15 protein-coding genes are annotated in these 16,994 nt (G+C 59.8%); 11 read left to right on the top strand and 4 right to left on the bottom strand.

All coding sequences use genetic code 11. From position 1 onward, the window contains the following. Positions 1-33 precede the first annotated feature (33 nt). Positions 34-402: a DUF6285 domain-containing protein gene (locus V7660_RS05555; RefSeq protein WP_335602133.1), complete on the bottom strand. Its 369-nt coding sequence runs from the start codon at positions 400-402 to the stop codon at positions 34-36. Between the two features lie 3 nt (positions 403-405). After that, positions 406-1,404 carry a phosphotransferase family protein gene (locus tag V7660_RS05550; protein ID WP_335602132.1) on the bottom strand — a complete coding sequence of 333 codons (999 nt, stop codon included), beginning with the start codon at positions 1,402-1,404 and terminating at the stop codon, positions 406-408. 81 nt (positions 1,405-1,485) lie between these two features. Here V7660_RS05550 and V7660_RS05545 point away from each other — a divergent pair, with 81 nt between their 5' ends. Continuing rightward, a complete protein-coding gene (locus V7660_RS05545) occupies positions 1,486-2,247 on the top strand; it encodes a DUF502 domain-containing protein (RefSeq protein ID WP_335602131.1) in 762 nt (253 codons plus the stop codon). Here V7660_RS05545 and recG read toward each other — a convergent pair. Further along, complete coding sequence (recG, locus tag V7660_RS05540) at positions 2,213-4,285, bottom strand: ATP-dependent DNA helicase RecG (RefSeq protein ID WP_335602130.1); 2,073 nt, start codon at positions 4,283-4,285, stop codon at positions 2,213-2,215. The two genes, V7660_RS05545 and recG, sit on opposite strands and share 35 nt — an antisense overlap. A gap of 95 nt (positions 4,286-4,380) precedes the next feature. Here recG and V7660_RS05535 point away from each other — a divergent pair, with 95 nt between their 5' ends. Further along, positions 4,381-4,641 carry an FAD assembly factor SdhE gene (locus V7660_RS05535; RefSeq protein ID WP_335602129.1) on the top strand — a complete coding sequence of 87 codons (261 nt, stop codon included), beginning with the start codon at positions 4,381-4,383 and terminating at the stop codon, positions 4,639-4,641. Between the two features lie 41 nt (positions 4,642-4,682). After that, the gene (gene mfd / locus V7660_RS05530) at positions 4,683-8,144 is read left to right on the top strand and encodes a transcription-repair coupling factor (RefSeq protein ID WP_335602128.1); all 3,462 of its coding nucleotides are present in this window, start codon (positions 4,683-4,685) and stop codon (positions 8,142-8,144) included. On the opposite strand, the gene V7660_RS05525 is transcribed toward mfd, so the two are convergent. Beyond that, on the bottom strand, positions 8,141-9,400 hold the full coding sequence (locus tag V7660_RS05525) for a hypothetical protein (RefSeq protein ID WP_335602127.1): 1,260 nt from the start codon (positions 9,398-9,400) through the stop codon (positions 8,141-8,143). The two genes, mfd and V7660_RS05525, sit on opposite strands and share 4 nt — an antisense overlap. A 116-nt stretch (positions 9,401-9,516) precedes the next feature. Between V7660_RS05525 and V7660_RS05520 the strand changes: the two genes are divergently transcribed. The 8 genes from V7660_RS05520 to V7660_RS05485 all read left to right on the top strand — a co-directional run bounded on the left by V7660_RS05520 (position 9,517) and on the right by V7660_RS05485 (position 16,993). Beyond that, positions 9,517-10,611 carry a CaiB/BaiF CoA transferase family protein gene (locus V7660_RS05520; RefSeq protein WP_335602126.1) on the top strand — a complete coding sequence of 365 codons (1,095 nt, stop codon included), beginning with the start codon at positions 9,517-9,519 and terminating at the stop codon, positions 10,609-10,611. Between the two features lie 230 nt (positions 10,612-10,841). Beyond that, positions 10,842-12,083, top strand: a complete 1,242-nt coding sequence (locus V7660_RS05515; RefSeq protein WP_335602125.1) for a dipeptidase — start codon at positions 10,842-10,844, stop codon at positions 12,081-12,083. A 127-nt stretch (positions 12,084-12,210) separates the two neighbouring features. After that, positions 12,211-12,396 (top strand): 50S ribosomal protein L32, encoded by a 186-nt coding sequence (gene rpmF / locus V7660_RS05510; RefSeq protein WP_034812412.1) that lies wholly within the window; start codon positions 12,211-12,213, stop codon positions 12,394-12,396. A 107-nt stretch (positions 12,397-12,503) separates the two neighbouring features. Continuing rightward, on the top strand, positions 12,504-13,784 hold the full coding sequence (gene eno / locus V7660_RS05505) for a phosphopyruvate hydratase (protein WP_335602124.1): 1,281 nt from the start codon (positions 12,504-12,506) through the stop codon (positions 13,782-13,784). Between the two features lie 69 nt (positions 13,785-13,853). Next, positions 13,854-14,153 carry an FtsB family cell division protein gene (locus V7660_RS05500; protein ID WP_335602123.1) on the top strand — a complete coding sequence of 100 codons (300 nt, stop codon included), beginning with the start codon at positions 13,854-13,856 and terminating at the stop codon, positions 14,151-14,153. 69 nt (positions 14,154-14,222) lie between these two features. After that, positions 14,223-15,236 (top strand): pyruvate dehydrogenase (acetyl-transferring) E1 component subunit alpha, encoded by a 1,014-nt coding sequence (pdhA, locus tag V7660_RS05495; RefSeq protein WP_335602122.1) that lies wholly within the window; start codon positions 14,223-14,225, stop codon positions 15,234-15,236. A gap of 55 nt (positions 15,237-15,291) precedes the next feature. Continuing rightward, entirely contained in the window at positions 15,292-16,680 is a 1,389-nt protein-coding gene (locus V7660_RS05490) for a pyruvate dehydrogenase complex E1 component subunit beta (protein ID WP_335602121.1), read from the top strand. Then, the gene (locus V7660_RS05485) at positions 16,670-16,993 is read left to right on the top strand and encodes a DUF5076 domain-containing protein (RefSeq protein WP_335602120.1); all 324 of its coding nucleotides are present in this window, start codon (positions 16,670-16,672) and stop codon (positions 16,991-16,993) included. Before V7660_RS05490 ends, V7660_RS05485 begins: the two co-directional genes overlap by 11 nt. Position 16,994 lies beyond the last annotated feature (1 nt).

The raw sequence follows: 16,994 nt of genomic DNA, 5'->3' as shown, positions 1-16,994 counted from the left end.
TCCTGATTTCAGTGTCGGTCTGCGCGAGACAGATCAGTCGGACGGCAGGCCAGAATAGGCCGGTTGGTCGACAGACAACTGGTCAATTGTGGTGGTTTTGAGGTGTGCAAGCAATCCGGGTGTGTTCAGATCCATGTCACCCTGTTTCAGCCTATTGCAGAGCTGTTCATTCACCGTCGCGACGGGCGCAGAGGCGTCCGCGCCGAGGAGTGCTACCAGTCTTTGCTGTTCGGCCGATTCGGCGACAGGGCGGATTTCGAGCTCCCGCAGAACTGTCGCGAGCACATTGGACGCGACGCGCGCATGGAAGGCGGCATGGCCCTTCAGGGCCGGCATGGCGGTGTCGTCGATGAAGGCTTTTACGGCGGTGAGCATCTCTTTCTGGGATGGCGCGTCATGCATGGGTCAGGCCCTCTGTTCGAGCAAATTGAGCAGGTCGATTTCGGTTTCAGAGACACGCCGCCCGATCGCGGCCCGCTCCACGCTAGGATCCGCGCCAGACCGGAAGGATTCGTACATGATCATGCACATGATGCCCCATTTCAGGCTGCCGAGAATTTCCCACCAGTCAATTTCGTCCGACGAAAACTTACGGCCGCCTGAGGCCTCGTAAGTCGTCAGCAGGTTATCGAGGTGTCCAAAGCCGCCGACGCGGTTTTGCGAGTGTCCAAACCGCCAGGAATTCACGCAGAGCCAGGCGATATCCTCTCGCGGATCACCCAAGTGGGCGAGTTCCCAGTCCAGAACGGCGGCAAGTCCGTCGGAATCCACGATCAGATTTCCGAGACGAAAATCCCCATGAACGAGGACTGGCGGTACCGCACTGGGGACGTTGGATTTGAGCCATGCAATGGCAAGTTCGAACACCGGCCGGGGCAGGTTGAACGCACGATAGATGGTTTCGTACTTTTCGAGTTGGTCCAGCCCCCCGCTTGTCGGAAGGTCCGGCAGGTCTGCGGTCGGAATGGCGTGAATGGCGGCCAATGCCGCTCCGCACTGGTGTGTCAGCTTTTCGCGGGCGATCCTGTAATCGTCATCGCGGAGGATTTTCCGCGCGATTGTCTGGCCCGGTATACGGTTCATCAGGAAGGCTTCGCCGATGTCACTGCCGGGCTCGAAAACCTGGATGACTTTCGGAGCCGGGACCGTCCCGTCCGCGCAGGACAACAGCTTCGCTTCGGTGCCCAGTCCGATGGCTTCGGAATTTCTCGCGACGCTGACGCCGCCTGGCACACGCCTCAGGATCAGTTCCTCTACGCACCCCGGACGCTCCACATCGAGGCTCCACGTCTCTTGACTGGCACCTCCTGACAGGCGAACCAGCCGTTCAACGGTCGCGTCAGCGCCGTAAAATTGCCCGGCCCATGCCTGTAAACCCTTTAGAATCTCGTCATGTCTACCCATCTTGTCACAATTGCGCGGAACCCTCATCAGGCCAAGGCGTAACGCCAAGTCACCCGGCGCACCCGCCGAAGGAAATTGTTGATGTCGAAATCAAATAAGAAAGACTACGGCCTGCTTCCCACGGAGAAGCCGCACCGGCTTAGTCTGTTCGGCTGGTTGAGAGGGCGTTTCTTCGCAGGCATGTTCATTGCCCTGCCGGTCGTGGTGACATTCCTCATCCTGCAAGTCCTGATCAGCGAGATCGACAAACGCGTCGTTCCGCTGCTCCCGGCTGCGTTGAAGCCGGAAACCTACCTCAATTATGCGGTGCCTGGTTTCGGCCTGATCGTGCTCGTCCTGTTTCTCACCATTCTGGGGGGGATCGCCACGAACCTCATTGGCCGCTCGGTCATCAGTCTCGCAGACCGCATTCTGAGCCGGGTGCCCTTTGTCCGCTCCGTCTATTCCGCGTTCAAGCAGCTCGTTGAGGTCTTCGCGAGCAACAATACCGACCAGTTCAGTGAATGCGTCCTGATCGAATATCCCAAGAAGGGGACCTGGTGCCTGGGTTTCGTGTCGAGCCCGGCAAAGGGGGAGCTGAAGACAGTTCTCGGACCAGCCTTCATCGGCGTGTTTGTGCCCACCACGCCAAACCCGACCTCCGGCTTTCTGATGTATGTCGAGGCCGCTGAAGTCGTCCGGCTCGATATGACCGTTGAAGAGGGGGCCAAGATGATCCTGTCGGCAGGTCTCGTTGTGCCGGAGCATTTGCCAATCAAGGAAGTCGATGGAGCTGCCGCCGTTGACACAGATAATACGTCTGAGGTGCCTACTCCGACGCCGGTGCCTGAATCCGAGGCGTAAGCAATTCGCGGACAAGGCGCAGCGCCTGACCGCGTTCGCCGCCGAGTTCCGGATCCCGGGTGACGATTGCCTCCGCATCTTTTTTTGCGATTTCCAGCAAGGGCGCGTGGCGGGCGAGGTCTAGAATTCGGTAATCTGTTGCACCAGCCTGTTTCAGGCCGAGCATGTCGCCAGGCCCGCGCAGTTTGAAATCGGCTTCGGCAATCTCAAAGCCGTCCTCCGTGCGACGGAGCGTATCAAGACGCTCATGCGCGGTTTCACCGAGCGGCGGGCGGTACAGCAATATGCAGAAAGAGGGGCGATCGCCACGCCCGACCCGGCCGCGCAATTGGTGCAGCTGGGCAAGTCCAAATCCTTCGGCCCGTTCAATCACCATGATCGTCGCTTCGGGGACGTCCACCCCGACTTCGATGACGGTGGTCGCAACCAGCAGTTTTGTCCGCCCGGCGCGGAAGTCCTCCAGTGCGGCATCCTTTTCCGCCGGTTTCAGGCGGCCATGCACAAGGCCAACCGGCACCTTAAGCTGTTCACTCAGGGCCGCATGGCGGCCCACCGCCGTTGAGTCGTCATCATCCACATCCACTTTCGGGCAGACCCAGAAGGCGCGTTCGCCCCGGCGGATTGCGCGGCCGACCGCGCCAACCACTTCCTCGACCCGGGTGTCCGGCACGGCGCGTGTCTCAACCGGGACCCGCCCGGCAGGCTTTTCATCCAGAATGGAGACGTCGAGGTCGCCATGAACGGCTTGCGCCAATGTGCGCGGGATGGGCGTGGCGCTCATGACCAGCATGTGCGGGCTGAGCGCCTTGCCCGCGAGGCGCATTCGGTCGGCTACGCCAAAGCGGTGCTGTTCATCGACAATGACCAGGCCGAGATTGCGGAAGGCGACCGATTGCTGGAAGAGGGCTTGCGTGCCCGACACGACGTCAATTGTCCCGTCCGCCAATCCCATCAGGATGCTTTCGCGGGTGGTGGCCTTGTCCCGGCCCGTCAGTGCCGCCACCGTATAACCCAGCGGCGACAGGAGCCGGTCCATCGTCTCGTATTGCTGCCGGGCGAGCACTTCGGTGGGCGACATGAAGGCTGTCTGGAATCCCGCACTGGCAGCTTGCACGGCAGCCATCGCGCTGACCAGCGTCTTGCCGGCGCCAACATCGCCCTGGAGCATACGTCGCATCGGGGAAGTGGACGACATGTCTGCCGCGATCTGATCGAAGGCGCGGGTCTGGGCCCCGGTGGGCTTGTAGGGCAGGGCGCGCAGCAGGGCCTGATGGGCCTCGGCATTGATTGGTACAGACGGAGCGGCGCGCTTCGCCCGGCTCGCCCGTGCAAGCGCAAAGGCCGATTCGCGCGCCAACGCCTCATCATAGGCAAGGCGCTCGCGAGACCGCTCGAACAATTCCGGATCATATTCGACGGGAGCATGTAGACTGCTCAGCGCGGCCTTGAAGCCAAGCCAGCCTTTCGCCTCGATCAGGGCCGGATCGGCCCATTCGGGGAGGTCATCATCAATATGGTCCAGAGCCTGGACCGCAAATCCATGCACACGCTTGTTGGTCAGCCCGGCGGTAAGACCATAGATCGGTTCGACGGCGGGCGGCATGGGCCCCTTGGCGGGATCAACGATATGGTCCGGATGCGTCATCTGGCGCTCGCCATTGAATTCCTCGACCATGCCGGAGACAACCCGCTCCTTGCCAATCGGGAATTGGCCTTGGAGCCACCGTCCATCCGCCCGGAAGAAAGCGAGCGTCAGGAATCCTGTTCCGTCATAGAGAACGATCTTGTGCGGAGATCTTTCGGAATAGGGAGCGTGATAGGCATGCACCTCACCGCGCAAGGTCGCGACTTCGCCGATCACCGCGTCATCAATGTATTCCTTGACCCGCCGATCTACCCAGCGTTCCGGCAAGTGGAGCAACAGATCCCATATGCTGTCCCCCCCCGTCAGGCGTTCCAGCACCGGCTTCAGCTTCGGGCCGACACCGGACAAGCTGTCCAGGCCCTCAAATAATGGAAAGAGTCGCTCGTCCCGCATCGGTGACAGACTATGCGGCTGCGGTGCGCTGCACAATCGCCGCTGTTTATTCCAGCTGTGCGTTCTATATGGTTTGGCAGACACAGGAGGCCCGCATGGAAACACGTCGCCGAAAACTCAAATTCAGAGCATGGCGGCGCGGATTCCGGGAAATGGACCTGTTGATGGGGTCTTTCGCGGATGCGCATATAGGTTCGTTCGGCGAAGCGCAGCTGGACGAGTTCGAAGGTCTGCTCGGTGTTCCCGATTGGGAAGTCTATGCGTGGCTGATCGGCCAGAAACCTGTGCCTGAGCCTCATCGCGGCCCGGTGCTGGACCAACTCATCGCATTCCGATACGCCGCGCAGGGCGGTTAAGTCCGCCACCCTTTCCACATCATGCCGATTATCCAGTGCCCATGACCCCTGTCGAGCTTTTGAAATCCCTCAGCGGTCCTGCCGCACTGTCCGGCGCGCCGTTCGGCGCCGACCTGATCGCCATGTGCACGGCATTGGAAGCGCGGGGCGGGGCGGGCGTGTATGTGGCGCGGGACGACAAGACCGCCGCCACAGCACGGCGCGTTGCCCAATTCGCGGCGCCGCGTCTGGAGCAGGTCGACCTGCCGAGCTGGGACACGCTGCCTTATGACCGGGTGAGCCCGACGGCGGGTGTGGCGGCTCGACGGTGTGCTGCACTGGCGAGACTCTCGCGATATGAGCCGGAACAGGGTCCGATCCTCATCGTCACCACAGCGTCGTCTCTGGTCCAACGGGTTCCGCCTGTCAGCGTGTTGCGACGGTCTTCCTTCGCGGTGACGCTTGGCCAGTCCGTGAACCAGAAGGAACTCACAGAGTACCTCGCTGTGAACGGCTATATGCGGTCCAGCACGGTGCGGGAGCAGGGGGAATTTGCGATCCGGGGCGGGATCATCGACATCTTCCCGCCCACCTCGCCCGAGCCGTATCGTCTCGACTTCTTCGGAGACACGCTGGAAACCCTGCGCACCTTCGACACTGAAACCCAGCGCTCGACGGGGGACGCCAAGAGCGTGGCCTTTGCCCCGGTCAGCGAAATCCTGTTCGATGATGATGTGCTGGCCCGTTTCCGGGAGAAATACCTTTCTGAATTCGGCCCGCCCTCTGGTGATCCGGCCTATGAAGCGGCGCGGGCCTCCATTCGCCGTCAGGGCGTGGAGGGCTGGCTGCCGCTGTTCCATGATCATCTGGAGACGCTGTTTGACTATGTCGGCCCTGATGCGCTGATCGGCATGGGCCATCTCGCCGGCGAAGCGGCGGCAGAGCGTCTGTCACAGGCGGAAGACTATCACGCTGCCCGGCTTGAGGCCGGGGAAGGCGATGTGCGCCAGGCCAAGGTGTTGCCGCCGGACGCGCTTTACCTGACACCGAGGGAACTGGAAGCGGGGCTTGCATCGCGCGCGACCGCGCGGTTCTACCCGGCTGAGCCCAGTGCCGAAGCGTTTGACCTGAAAGGACGTGCAGGGCGGGATTTTGCGCCGGAACGCCTGCACGCCGACATCAACATATTTGAAGCCGCCATCGCACACGCCAAACGGCTCCAGTCCGATGGCCGCCCGGTTGTCTTCGCGGCCTGGTCCGTGGGCTCGGCCGATCGCCTCATCAATGTCATGGCCGATCACGGCCTGACCGATCTGGCGCTGGTGCATTCGATGGAAGCGGCGAAGAAGACCGATTTCACTGTGGTCGAAATTCCGCTGGAGTCGGGATTCGAGACGCCCGAAATCGCGGTGATCTCCGAAGCCGATATTCTTGGGGACCGTCTGGCCGGGCCGCGGCGCAAGCGGAAGACCGCGAACTTCATCTCCGACGCGGCTGCGCTCAATCCCGGCGATTTGATCGTGCATATCGATCATGGGGTCGGGCGTTATGTTGGCCTGAAGACGCTGGACCTGACCGGCGCGCCGCATGACTGCCTGCATCTGGAATATGCTGGCGGGGATACGATCTTTCTCCCCGTCGAGAACATCGACCTGATCAGCCGCTATGGCGCTGAAGATTCCGAGAACCAGCTGGATCGCCTCGGGGGCGCCGGATGGCAAACCCGCAAAGCGAAAGCCAAGAAGCGCATTCTCGAAATGGCGGCAGAGCTGATGCACATTGCGGCAGCACGCGAGCTGAAACGGGCCGACGCGGTGAATGCCGGGCAGGGGCTTTATGAGGAATTCGCAGCGCGGTTCCCCTATGAAGAAACCGATGACCAGATGAATGCGATTGAGGACGTCATCGGCGATCTTGCCTCGGGCAAGCCGATGGACCGGCTCGTCTGCGGTGATGTGGGCTTCGGCAAGACGGAAGTGGCGCTGCGAGGCGCCTTCGTCGCGGCGATGAGCGGTAAACAGGTTGCCGTGATCGCGCCCACCACTTTGCTCGCGCGTCAGCACTACAAGACGTTTGCGGAGCGCTTTGCAGGCTGGCCGCTGAAAGTGCGGCAATTGTCTCGCCTCGTCGGCGCAAAGGAAGCCGCCGAAACACGCGACGGCCTCGCCGATGGCAGCGTCGACGTCGTTGTCGGTACGCATGCCCTGTTGACCAAGACAATCGAGTTCAAGCGCCTTGGCCTGTTGGTCGTGGACGAAGAGCAGCGTTTTGGTGTGAAGCACAAGGAACGCCTGAAAGAGCTGAAGGCGGATGTACACGTGCTGACCCTGTCGGCCACACCTATTCCGCGTACGTTGCAAATGGCGCTGACGGGAATTCGCGATCTCTCGATCATCGCGACGCCGCCAGTCGACCGGCTGTCCGTGCGGACCTATATCACCGAAGAAGACACCGTCACGCTTCGCGAAGCCTTGCTGCGAGAGAAGTACCGGGGCGGGCAGGCTTTCTTTGTCGCGCCACGCATCCAGGATCTCGACAAGCTGGAGCGTTTCCTGCGCGATAATGTGCCGGAAGTGTCCTTCATTGTCGCCCACGGACAGATGGCTGCAGGTGAGCTCGAAGACATCATGACTGCGTTCTACGAGGGCAAGTATGATGTCTTGTTGTCCACCACGATTGTGGAAAGCGGCCTGGACATTCCACGGGCAAATACGCTGATTATTCACCGCGCTGACATGTTCGGCCTGGCGCAGCTTTACCAGCTGCGCGGCCGGGTGGGCCGATCGAAGCTGCGTGCCTATGCCTATTTTACCACCCCGCGGGACAAGGTCATTACCGAGACGGCTGACCGCCGCCTGAAGATTCTCCAGTCGCTCGACTCCCTCGGGGCTGGCTTCCAGCTTGCCAGCCATGACCTTGATATGCGCGGATCAGGTAATCTTCTCGGAGACCAGCAATCAGGTCATGTGAAGGAAGTCGGCGTGGAACTCTACCAGTCGATGCTGGAGGACGCCGTCAACGCACTGAAGGCCGGCGCCAGCGACAATGAAGAATTCGCGGATGACTGGTCACCCCAGATCAATACTGGCGCCGCCGTGCTGATCCCGGAAACCTATGTCGAGGATTTGAACATCCGGCTGTCACTCTATCGCCGCCTGTCGGAAATCTCGACGGCAGCCGAACGGGAATCCTTCGCCGCTGAACTCATCGACCGGTTCGGTCCGTTGCCGGAGGAAACGAAACAATTGCTGGAAGTCACTGCTATCAAGGTCCAGTGCAAGACCTTGGGCATTTCCAAACTGGATGCTGGTCAGAAGGGGGCCGTGTTTGCCTTCCGCGAAGACACGGTGCTCGATCCGGCGCGTCTGCTGGACGTGGTGCGTAGTCGGCCCTCACAATTGCGGATCCGGCCGGACTCCAAACTGGTCCATTCCGGCCTCGGCGGAACCCCGGAGCAGCGCTTGTCGGGTATCCGGAATTTCCTCAAGGAACTCGAATCTGCTGCCGGACTTGTGCCAGCCTAGCCCATCCGGGATTTCTGGTAGACGCCCGACCTTGCTTCCGACAAGAGCCTCTCGGAATCATGATAGGCTCGCTTTTCGGTGATCCGCCAGCCGAGCCGGCTCGCGAGGTGCGGTGTTGTCCGGTCCAGTCCTCTAAACAGGCGTTCGCAGATATGGACTGCGCCTTTGTAGCTGGTCGCCGGCAGGCTGATGGCAAAGGTGTCCGGATCAATGGTCGCGGGCAGATCGGTCTCCCTGACACCAGAGAGAATGGTGTCGGCCACCAGACTACGTTCCCTGGGCGTGAGGCGGTCATGCTGGGGGTCGCATACGACCAGAAGGGTCAGGGGATCTCCGCGCTCTGTCGACAAAGTGATCTGGTTTTGCAGATGCACCTCAAAAAACCGTTGGGAATAGAGGCCCGTATCGGGATGACATATCGCTGACAGCGCCGCGTCACCAAGTGTAACGACTGAACGCTGGGCATGCCGCCGGCCATGAGCTTCCACATGTGCCGCGAGGTCCCGAGCGGCTGTGCCGTGATCGAATACATCCGACATATGGCTGGCTAGTGACTCAAAAGCGGGGGTCGGCACGACACTCGGATCGAGCAGGCCCAGGAGGGGCGTATCTTCAAAGCTCTGGACTGCGGCGGATACCCAGTTGGCGAGCTTGTCCAGGCTTTTGGTTTCCGGCGTAATATCGACGAGGATGGCCGCGAAGACTCTTTGTTTCACATAGTCTGCAGCGGTATGCGCACTGAAGGCGGCCGTTACCGTAATCCCTCGTTCGCCCAGCGCAGCCTGCAAGGCAAGGAAGCGCGAGGATCCGTCCCCGAGATACAGAAGGTCTGGAACGGTTTCGACAATCGGAGCAGGCAAATTCACTCCGAAAGCGGCGGCCGTTTTGCTGCGCAGCTGCAGTTCGGACATTCGGGCACTTCGCCTGGTCACGGCATCCAGCCGTCCTCTCAGGACAGACAGGTCGCGATCGCGCGGGACGACAACAGCGTTTGAAAAGTGTGTGGCAATGGCGGGATCGCCCAGAACCAGGATAGGCCGAACGGTCTCCCCGGCATTCTGGATGAAGTGATCCAATGTCTCTCTATCCAGACTCTTCGTGTCCACGAGGAGGGCTTCAGAAGACGCACGCGAAATAGGGAAGTCGGCGCGGAACGGGCGCATGCGCCCGGAACGCAGGCGCGAAAGGATCATGTTCAGGCGCGGGCTGGCGGCCAGAACTTCTATGGGAGGATCAAGGTAAGCCAGGTCGTTCATAAAGCTCGGATGGATTGAGTCGGGCGACGTTGCGGAACCCCTTCCTTTTGAAGCGCGTCGGCTTAATGATCCGCTAAATTGACCCGGTGAGACAAAAATAAAAGGTAGGATACATCATGGCTCAGGGACCGCTGAACGGCGTTCGGATTGTTGAATTTGCAGGCATTGGCCCGGGGCCCTTCTGCGGCATGCTTCTGTCAGACCTTGGGGCCGATGTGGTCCGGATTGACCGCAAGGGGGATGGACGTCCGGGTCGCCCTGCTGACGTGATGAGTCGGGGCCGCCGGTCCATCGGGCTCAATCTCAAGGATCCTGCCGATGTCGAGACCGCACTGAAGCTGCTCGAAAAGGCCGACGGCCTGATTGAAGGCTTCCGCCCGGGCGTTATGGAACGCAATGGGCTTGGACCGGATGTCGTCCTCGGGCGCAATCCGAAGCTTGTCTATGGACGTATGACAGGCTGGGGCCAGACGGGCGCACTGTCGCATGCCGCAGGTCATGATTTGAACTACATCGCCATTACCGGGGCGCTTCATGCGATGGGCGACGGCGATGGCCGCCCCCGCCCGCCTTTGAACCTGGTCGGCGATTATGGCGGTGGCGCACTCTACTTGGCCATGGGCCTGCTGGCGGGCATCGTGAACGTGAAAAATGGCGGCGAAGGGCAGGTCGTAGACGTGGCCATGTCCGATGGTGCGGCATCTCTTGCAACCATGTTCTACGGCATGAAAGCCATGGGTCTGTGGACGGATGAGCGCGAAGCCAATTTGCTTGATGGCGGAGCCCATTTCTACGACACGTATGAATGTAGTGACGGCAAATGGGTGTCGATCGGATCGATCGAGCCGCAATTCTACGCCTTGCTGCTCGAGAAGGCGGACCTCACCGATCCGGACTTCCAGGCCCAGATGGACCGGTCAAAATGGCCGAGCCTGAAGCAGAAGATCATGACCGTCTTCAAGACCAAGACCCGCGATGAATGGTGCGAGATCATGGAGGGCACGGACATCTGTTTCGCGCCTGTCCTGTCGATGTCGGAAGCGCCGACACACAAGCACAATGTCGACCGCAAGACCTTTGTTGAAATCGAAGGCGTGGTTCAGCCCGCTCCCGCGCCGCGCTTCTCGGCGACACCGGGCGCCATTCAGGGTCGGCCAGCCGGGCTGGGCGAGCATTCCGACGAGATTCTCAAGGAGTGGGGAATTCAGTAGATCGAATTCTCTTCCCAGATGAACGGAAGACAACCGGACGAATATCCGTTCGTTCAGCTTGATCCTGCTATTAACCCTCTTGTTGGGCACATGTCTTGGGCATTTTGCCTGGGCGGATGCCCAGCGTCCTTCTTGCTGAACTTGGTCGTCCCTTGGGGCGACCATTTTTCTTGCGTCAGGCCGCTTAGTCCTTACGCTCGCCTGACACGCTTCAGCAAAATCGAGACGCCATGAAACATTTCCTTCCCATCCTGCCCGCCCTGATTCTCGTCGCCTGTGGGGCCGAGTCCGACCAGATTGACCCGGTTGATCCCGTCGAGACGGCCACGCCGAGGGAGATTCACGAACGGATCCTCGTCATGGATTCGCATCTCGATACGCCGGCCAATCTCTCGAAGGCGGACTTCGACATAGTTGCGGATAATCCGACACGGATGGGACAGGTTCAGGTCGACCTTCCCAAGATGCAACGCGGCGGGCTTGATGGGGGCTTCTGGGTAATCTTCACGCCTCAAGGCCCATTGGATGAAGCCTCATACGCAGCGGCGAAACAGGCAGCGCTGACGCGGTCAGACGAAATAATTGCGATGGTCGAGGCGCATCCGGACGAGTTCGAACTTGCCTACACAGCGGATGATGCCGAGCGCATCGTTGCGGATGGCAAGCGGATCGTCTTCCAGTCCATTGAGAACAGCTACCCGCTCGGCACGGATCTGACCGTACTTGAGGATTTCTATGAGCGCGGTGTGCGGCTCGTTGGGCCGGTGCATTTCCGCGACAACCAGTTTGCGGACAGTGCAACAGATTTGTCGGCGACGGACCTTGGTGGGCTGACTCCGCTTGGCGAAGAACTGGTCCGGGAGGCCAATCGGCTCGGCATGATGGTTGATGGCTCGCATGCCGCCGACTCGACCGTTGAGGACATCATGGAAATCTCCACGACTCCGATCGTGCTGTCACATTCCGGCGTGAAAGCCCTGTACGACCATCCCCGGAACATTTCGGATGATCTGTTGCGGCGTGTCGCGGAAAATGGCGGCGTTATCCAGATGAATGCTCTTGGATCGTATATCGAGAATCTCGAGCCCCCTGCAGAACGCACGGCCGCGCTGGAAGAACTGGCTGCCTCGTTTGAGGGACGTTCGCCATTCGACCTGAGTAACGAAGAGCGCGAGCAGTACATGGCGCGCCGTGGCGAAATCGATTCGGCCTATCCGATGCCACTTTCTTCGTTTGAAGTGTTCATGGAGCAAATGCTCTATGCGCTGGAGATTGTCGGCCCGGAGCATGTTGGCATGGGCGCCGACTGGGATGGCGGCGGCGGTGTGGCCGGCATGGAGGATGTCTCCTTCCTGCCCAAAGTGACAGAACGCCTGATGGAAGAGGGTTATACGGAAGCTGACCTCGAAAAGATCTGGGGCGGAAACCTGCTTCGGATCATGCGTCAGGTCGAGGCGGCAAAGGCTCAATAGGCCTGCCAGGCCGGACTGAAGAAATTCGTTCGGCGATGACGTTGGAGCCTTGCAAAGAGACGGGCCTCTATGTATGAGGCCCCTTTCCAATTCACGCGCATTTGCGCCAAACTACCGGATACCTGTTATGGCAGTTCCAAAGAGCAAGATCTCCAAGTCGCGCCGCGGCATGCGTCGTTCGCACGACCGCCTCGACATGAACACGTATATCGAAGATGCGGAATCCGGTGAACTGCGCCGCCCGCACCACATCGACCTGAAAACCGGCATGTACCGGGGCCGTCAGGTTCTCGAGCCGCGTGACGATATCTAAACGACCTGCTGTTGCGCTTTTGAGCGCGCAGCCTTAAGGGTGCGAGCGCTTCCTGCCACAGCAGGGGGCGCTTTTTTCATTTCTAGGCCGCAAAGGTACAGCCACTTATGAGCGAGATCATCGACATCCATGCCCGGGAAATTCTGGATAGCCGGGGTAATCCAACGGTCGAAGTTGATGTCACGCTGGAAGACGGCTCCCTGGGTCGCGCAGCCGTGCCATCGGGCGCCTCGACAGGTGCCTATGAAGCCCACGAACAGCGCGATGGCGACAAGGCGCGCTATCTCGGCAAGGGCGTCCTGAAAGCGGTCGATGCCGTGAATGGCGAGATCTTCAATGAACTGGCCGGGCTCGACGCCACGGAACAGCGTATGATCGACATGCTGATGATCGATCTGGACGGCACTGAAAACAAATCCCGCCTTGGGGCGAATGCCATTCTGGGCGTCTCCATGGCACTCGCAAAAGCCGCCGCTGAAAGCTCGGCCATGCCGCTCTACCGGTATGTCGGCGGCCCGAACGCCCGCGTTCTGCCGACCCCGATGATGAATATCATCAATGGCGGCGCACATGCCGACAATCCGATCGACATCCAGGAATTCATGATCATGCCGGTCAGCGCCGAGAGCCTGGCGGATTCCGTACGCATGGGCGCCGAGGTCTTCCACGCACTGAAGAAGACGCTGAGCGAAGCAGGCCACAACACGAATGTCGGGGACGAGGGCGGCTTTGCGCCGAATCTCGCTTCTACTGACGATGCCATCGGCTTCATCATGAAGGCTATCGAGAAAGCCGGTTACAAGCCAGGCGAAGACATGGCGCTGGCGCTGGATGCTGCTTCGACTGAATTCTACAAGAACGGAAGATACGAACTGGCAGGCGAGGGCAAATCCCTCGGTTCCGACGAGTTCGCCGCCTATCTCGCCGATCTCTGCGCTCGCTATCCCATCATCTCCATCGAAGACGGCATGGCCGAAGACGACTGGGATGGCTGGGTCGCCCTGACGGAATCGATTGGTGACAGCGTACAACTGGTCGGTGACGATCTGTTCGTGACCAATCCGGATCGCTTGTCGGTTGGCCTGCAGAAAGGCGCCGCAAACTCCATCCTGGTGAAAGTTAATCAGATCGGCACCTTGTCCGAGACGCTCGATGCCGTAGAATTGGCTCATCTTCACGGCTATACGGCCGTCATGTCCCACCGTTCGGGTGAGACGGAAGATACAACAATTGCAGACTTGGCCGTCGCCACCAATTGCGGTCAGATCAAGACAGGGTCGCTCTCCCGGTCCGACCGGATTGCAAAATACAACCAGCTGATTCGTATCGAGGAAGAGCTGGGACCTGTTGGCATCTTTGCCGGCCGCTCGCGCATCAACGCTGCCTAGCGGTCTGGGCCTGTCTCCCGGGCCGGCGACGATCACGCTCTCTTAACCATACCGGGATTAGGTGAGGTTATGAAATCGCGACTCGAGGCCGCCGGCCTGTCACTTCTGGTGCTCTATTTCGCCTACCACGCCTTTGCGGGGGAGAAGGGGCTCGGCCGGTGGTCAGACGCCCAGATGGAGCTTGAAGACCGCAAGACCGAGCTTTCCCAGCTGGAAACCGATATCGGGCGTTTGCGAACCGACATCCGGCGCCTGACACCGGGATCGGTGGATCCGGATTTCGTGGAAGCCATGGCGCGCGATAAGCTCGCTTTTGTCTATCCGAATGAAATTGTTCTCATTACCTCGGAACCAAGCTCTGCAAATTGACATAGTTGTTCTGACTTGTCGCTGCGTAATTGCGCATACATAAGTCTGGAAAAGGGTTGGAGCGTATTTATGGCGACGAAAGCAAGAAGTTCAAAAAAGGCACCTTCCAAAACCGGCAAGGCAGAGATGCTGAAATACTATCGGGACATGCTCCTGATCCGCCGGTTTGAAGAGAAGGCGGGGCAACTCTACGGCATGGGCAAGATTGCCGGCTTCTGCCACCTCTATATCGGTCAGGAAGCCGTTGTGACCGGCATGCAGGCCTGCCTGAAGGAAGGCGACCAGATCATCACCGGTTACCGCGATCACGGCCATATGCTGGCCTGCGACATGGACCCCAAAGGCGTCATGGCGGAACTGACCGGACGCACCGGCGGCTATTCCAAGGGGAAGGGCGGCTCGATGCACATGTTCTCCAAGGAAAAGAATTTCTATGGTGGCCACGGCATCGTCGGGGCCCAGGTCCCGATCGGGACGGGCCTTGGCTTTGCCAACAAGTATCGCGGCACAGACAACGTTGCCGTCGCCTATTTCGGAGACGGCGCAGCCAATCAGGGCCAAGTCTATGAGGCCTTCAACATGGCGTCACTCTGGGACCTACCGGTCGTATACGTAATCGAGAACAATATGTACGCCATGGGCACCAGTGTCGCCCGCCACGCGTCTGAAACCGAACTCTACAAGCGCGGCATATCTTTCGAGATCGAAGGTGAAGAAGTGGACGGCATGGACGTGACGGCTGTACGCGAAGCCGGCGAGAAAGCCGTCAAATATGCTCGCTCCGGCAAGGGGCCTTACATTCTGGAAATGAAGACCTACCGGTATCGCGGTCACTCAATGTCCGACCCGGCCAAGTACCGGAAACGGGAAGAGGTCGATGATATCCGGTCGCACCATGACCCGATCGAGGGCCTGAAGAACCAGCTCCTGGAGCTTGGTCATGCGAGCGAAGAAGAACTCAAGAACATCGACAAGGAGATCAAGGGCATCGTCAAGGAAGCCGCCGACTTCTCGCTCGAGAGCCCTGAACCTGATCCATCCGAACTCTGGACTGACGTCCTGAAAGACGTTGAGGTCGCCTGATGACAGGCACGCAATCCCCTCGACTGTCCGCCATCCTGTTTTCCGGAGCACACTAATGTCCGTAGATATTCTCATGCCCGCCCTGTCTCCGACCATGGAAGAGGGCACCCTGTCGAAATGGCTGAAGCAGGAAGGCGACACCGTCTCTTCCGGTGACATCATTGCCGAGATCGAAACCGACAAGGCCACGATGGAAGTCGAAGCCGTCGACGAGGGCGTTTTGGCAAAGATCCTGATTCCAGAGGGTACAGAAGGCGTGAAGGTCAATGCCGTCATTGCCGTACTGGCTGAGGAAGGTGAAGACGCCTCCAAGGTGGAAGCCAAAGACGATGCCGGCGGTCAGGCCACCGAAGAGCCCGCCGAGTCTGGTGAAGACACGAACACGGAGGAGGCAAGCGACGAAGTCGAGGCTCCAAAGGCCGCCGTGCTGTCAGACCCGAGCATTCCCGAAGGGACGTCCTTTACCGATACAACGGTGCGGGATGCGCTGCGCGATGCCATGGCCGAGGAGATGCGCCGCGACGAATCTGTTTTCGTCATGGGTGAGGAAGTGGCGGAGTATCAAGGGGCCTACAAGGTCACACGGGAATTGCTTCAGGAATTCGGCGCACGCCGTGTGGTGGATACACCTATCACGGAGCATGGCTTTGCCGGGCTTGGGGTAGGGGCCGCCTTTGCGGGTCTCAAACCCATTGTCGAATTCATGACCTTCAACTTCGCCATGCAGGCCATTGACCAGATCATCAACTCTGCGGCCAAGACCCTTTACATGTCCGGCGGACAGATGGGCTGTCCGATCGTGTTCCGGGGTCCCAATGGTGCGGCCTCGCGTGTGGGCGCCCAGCATAGCCAGGACTATTCGGCCTGGTATGGCCAGATCCCCGGTCTGAAAGTGGTCGCGCCTTATGACGCCGCCGACGCCAAGGGCCTGCTTAAGGCCGCCATCCGCGATCCGAACCCTGTTGTCTTCCTTGAGCATGAATTGCTCTATGGAAACAGCTTCCCCGTGCCGGATTTGGATGACCATGTCCTGCCCATCGGCAAGGCAGCGATCAAGCGAGAGGGTGCCGACGTCACGCTGGTTGCGCATTCGAGAATGGTTGGGTTCGCTCTTCAGGCGGCCGAGACACTGGCGGAGCAGGGGATCGAGGCGGAAGTTATCGATCTGCGTACGATCCGTCCTCTGGATACGGACACAATCATTGAGAGTGTGAAGAAGACCAACCGGATCGTCTGCTGCGAGGAGGGGTGGCGCTTCTTCGGCGTTGGCGCCGAGATCGCAGCAACGGTCACGGCCGAAGCGTTCGACTATCTGGATGCGCCTCCGGCCCGCGTCCATCAGAAGGACGTGCCCCTGCCTTATGCGGCAAACCTGGAAGCCATGAGCCTTCCGAATGCCGATGACATTGTCGAAGCCGCGCGGAGAGTTTGCTATGTCGACTGAAAAACGAGAACTCAAATCGCCGCCTTCGATTGAGGGTGCCCAGAGTGCGCAGGAAATGATCCGCTTCTGGATTGCCGACAATACCGAGCATGTCAGCCTGCGTGTCGGTGAAGCTGCCGAGCCCGCCAAGGAGCCGACCATGTGGGGCTTCATGCTGGCGGACATTGCCAAGCATGTGACCGATGCGTTCAAGGATATTCATCCAGACGGCCCGGAAAAGGAAGAAATCATCAAGGAAATCGTCACCGGCTTCCTGAACCGGATCCAGTTCGGCCCGAAATCTCCGGGCGATGTCCAGAAGATGGGGGACTGAT

It is taken from the genome of Hyphomonas sp., from assembly GCF_036964145.1.
Classification (GTDB): Bacteria; Pseudomonadota; Alphaproteobacteria; order Caulobacterales; family Hyphomonadaceae; genus Hyphomonas.
The sequence above is the reverse complement of the archived record's forward strand: the minus strand, read 5'-3'. Positions and strand labels throughout refer to the sequence as shown.

Coding starts and splice junctions, on each gene's coding strand:
- V7660_RS05550 (WP_335602132.1), bottom strand. CDS start 1,404: ATGGGTAGACATGACGAGATTCTAAAGGGTTTACAGGCATGGGCCGGG.
- mfd (WP_335602128.1), top strand. CDS start 4,683: ATGACCCCTGTCGAGCTTTTGAAATCCCTCAGCGGTCCTGCCGCACTG.
- V7660_RS05555 (WP_335602133.1), bottom strand. CDS start 402: ATGCATGACGCGCCATCCCAGAAAGAGATGCTCACCGCCGTAAAAGCC.
- V7660_RS05485 (WP_335602120.1), top strand. CDS start 16,670: ATGTCGACTGAAAAACGAGAACTCAAATCGCCGCCTTCGATTGAGGGT.
- eno (WP_335602124.1), top strand. CDS start 12,504: ATGAGCGAGATCATCGACATCCATGCCCGGGAAATTCTGGATAGCCGG.
- V7660_RS05525 (WP_335602127.1), bottom strand. CDS start 9,400: ATGAACGACCTGGCTTACCTTGATCCTCCCATAGAAGTTCTGGCCGCC.
- V7660_RS05500 (WP_335602123.1), top strand. CDS start 13,854: ATGAAATCGCGACTCGAGGCCGCCGGCCTGTCACTTCTGGTGCTCTAT.
- pdhA (WP_335602122.1), top strand. CDS start 14,223: ATGGCGACGAAAGCAAGAAGTTCAAAAAAGGCACCTTCCAAAACCGGC.
- V7660_RS05535 (WP_335602129.1), top strand. CDS start 4,381: ATGGAAACACGTCGCCGAAAACTCAAATTCAGAGCATGGCGGCGCGGA.
- rpmF (WP_034812412.1), top strand. CDS start 12,211: ATGGCAGTTCCAAAGAGCAAGATCTCCAAGTCGCGCCGCGGCATGCGT.
- V7660_RS05520 (WP_335602126.1), top strand. CDS start 9,517: ATGGCTCAGGGACCGCTGAACGGCGTTCGGATTGTTGAATTTGCAGGC.
- recG (WP_335602130.1), bottom strand. CDS start 4,285: ATGCGGGACGAGCGACTCTTTCCATTATTTGAGGGCCTGGACAGCTTG.
- V7660_RS05490 (WP_335602121.1), top strand. CDS start 15,292: ATGTCCGTAGATATTCTCATGCCCGCCCTGTCTCCGACCATGGAAGAG.
- V7660_RS05515 (WP_335602125.1), top strand. CDS start 10,842: ATGAAACATTTCCTTCCCATCCTGCCCGCCCTGATTCTCGTCGCCTGT.
- V7660_RS05545 (WP_335602131.1), top strand. CDS start 1,486: ATGTCGAAATCAAATAAGAAAGACTACGGCCTGCTTCCCACGGAGAAG.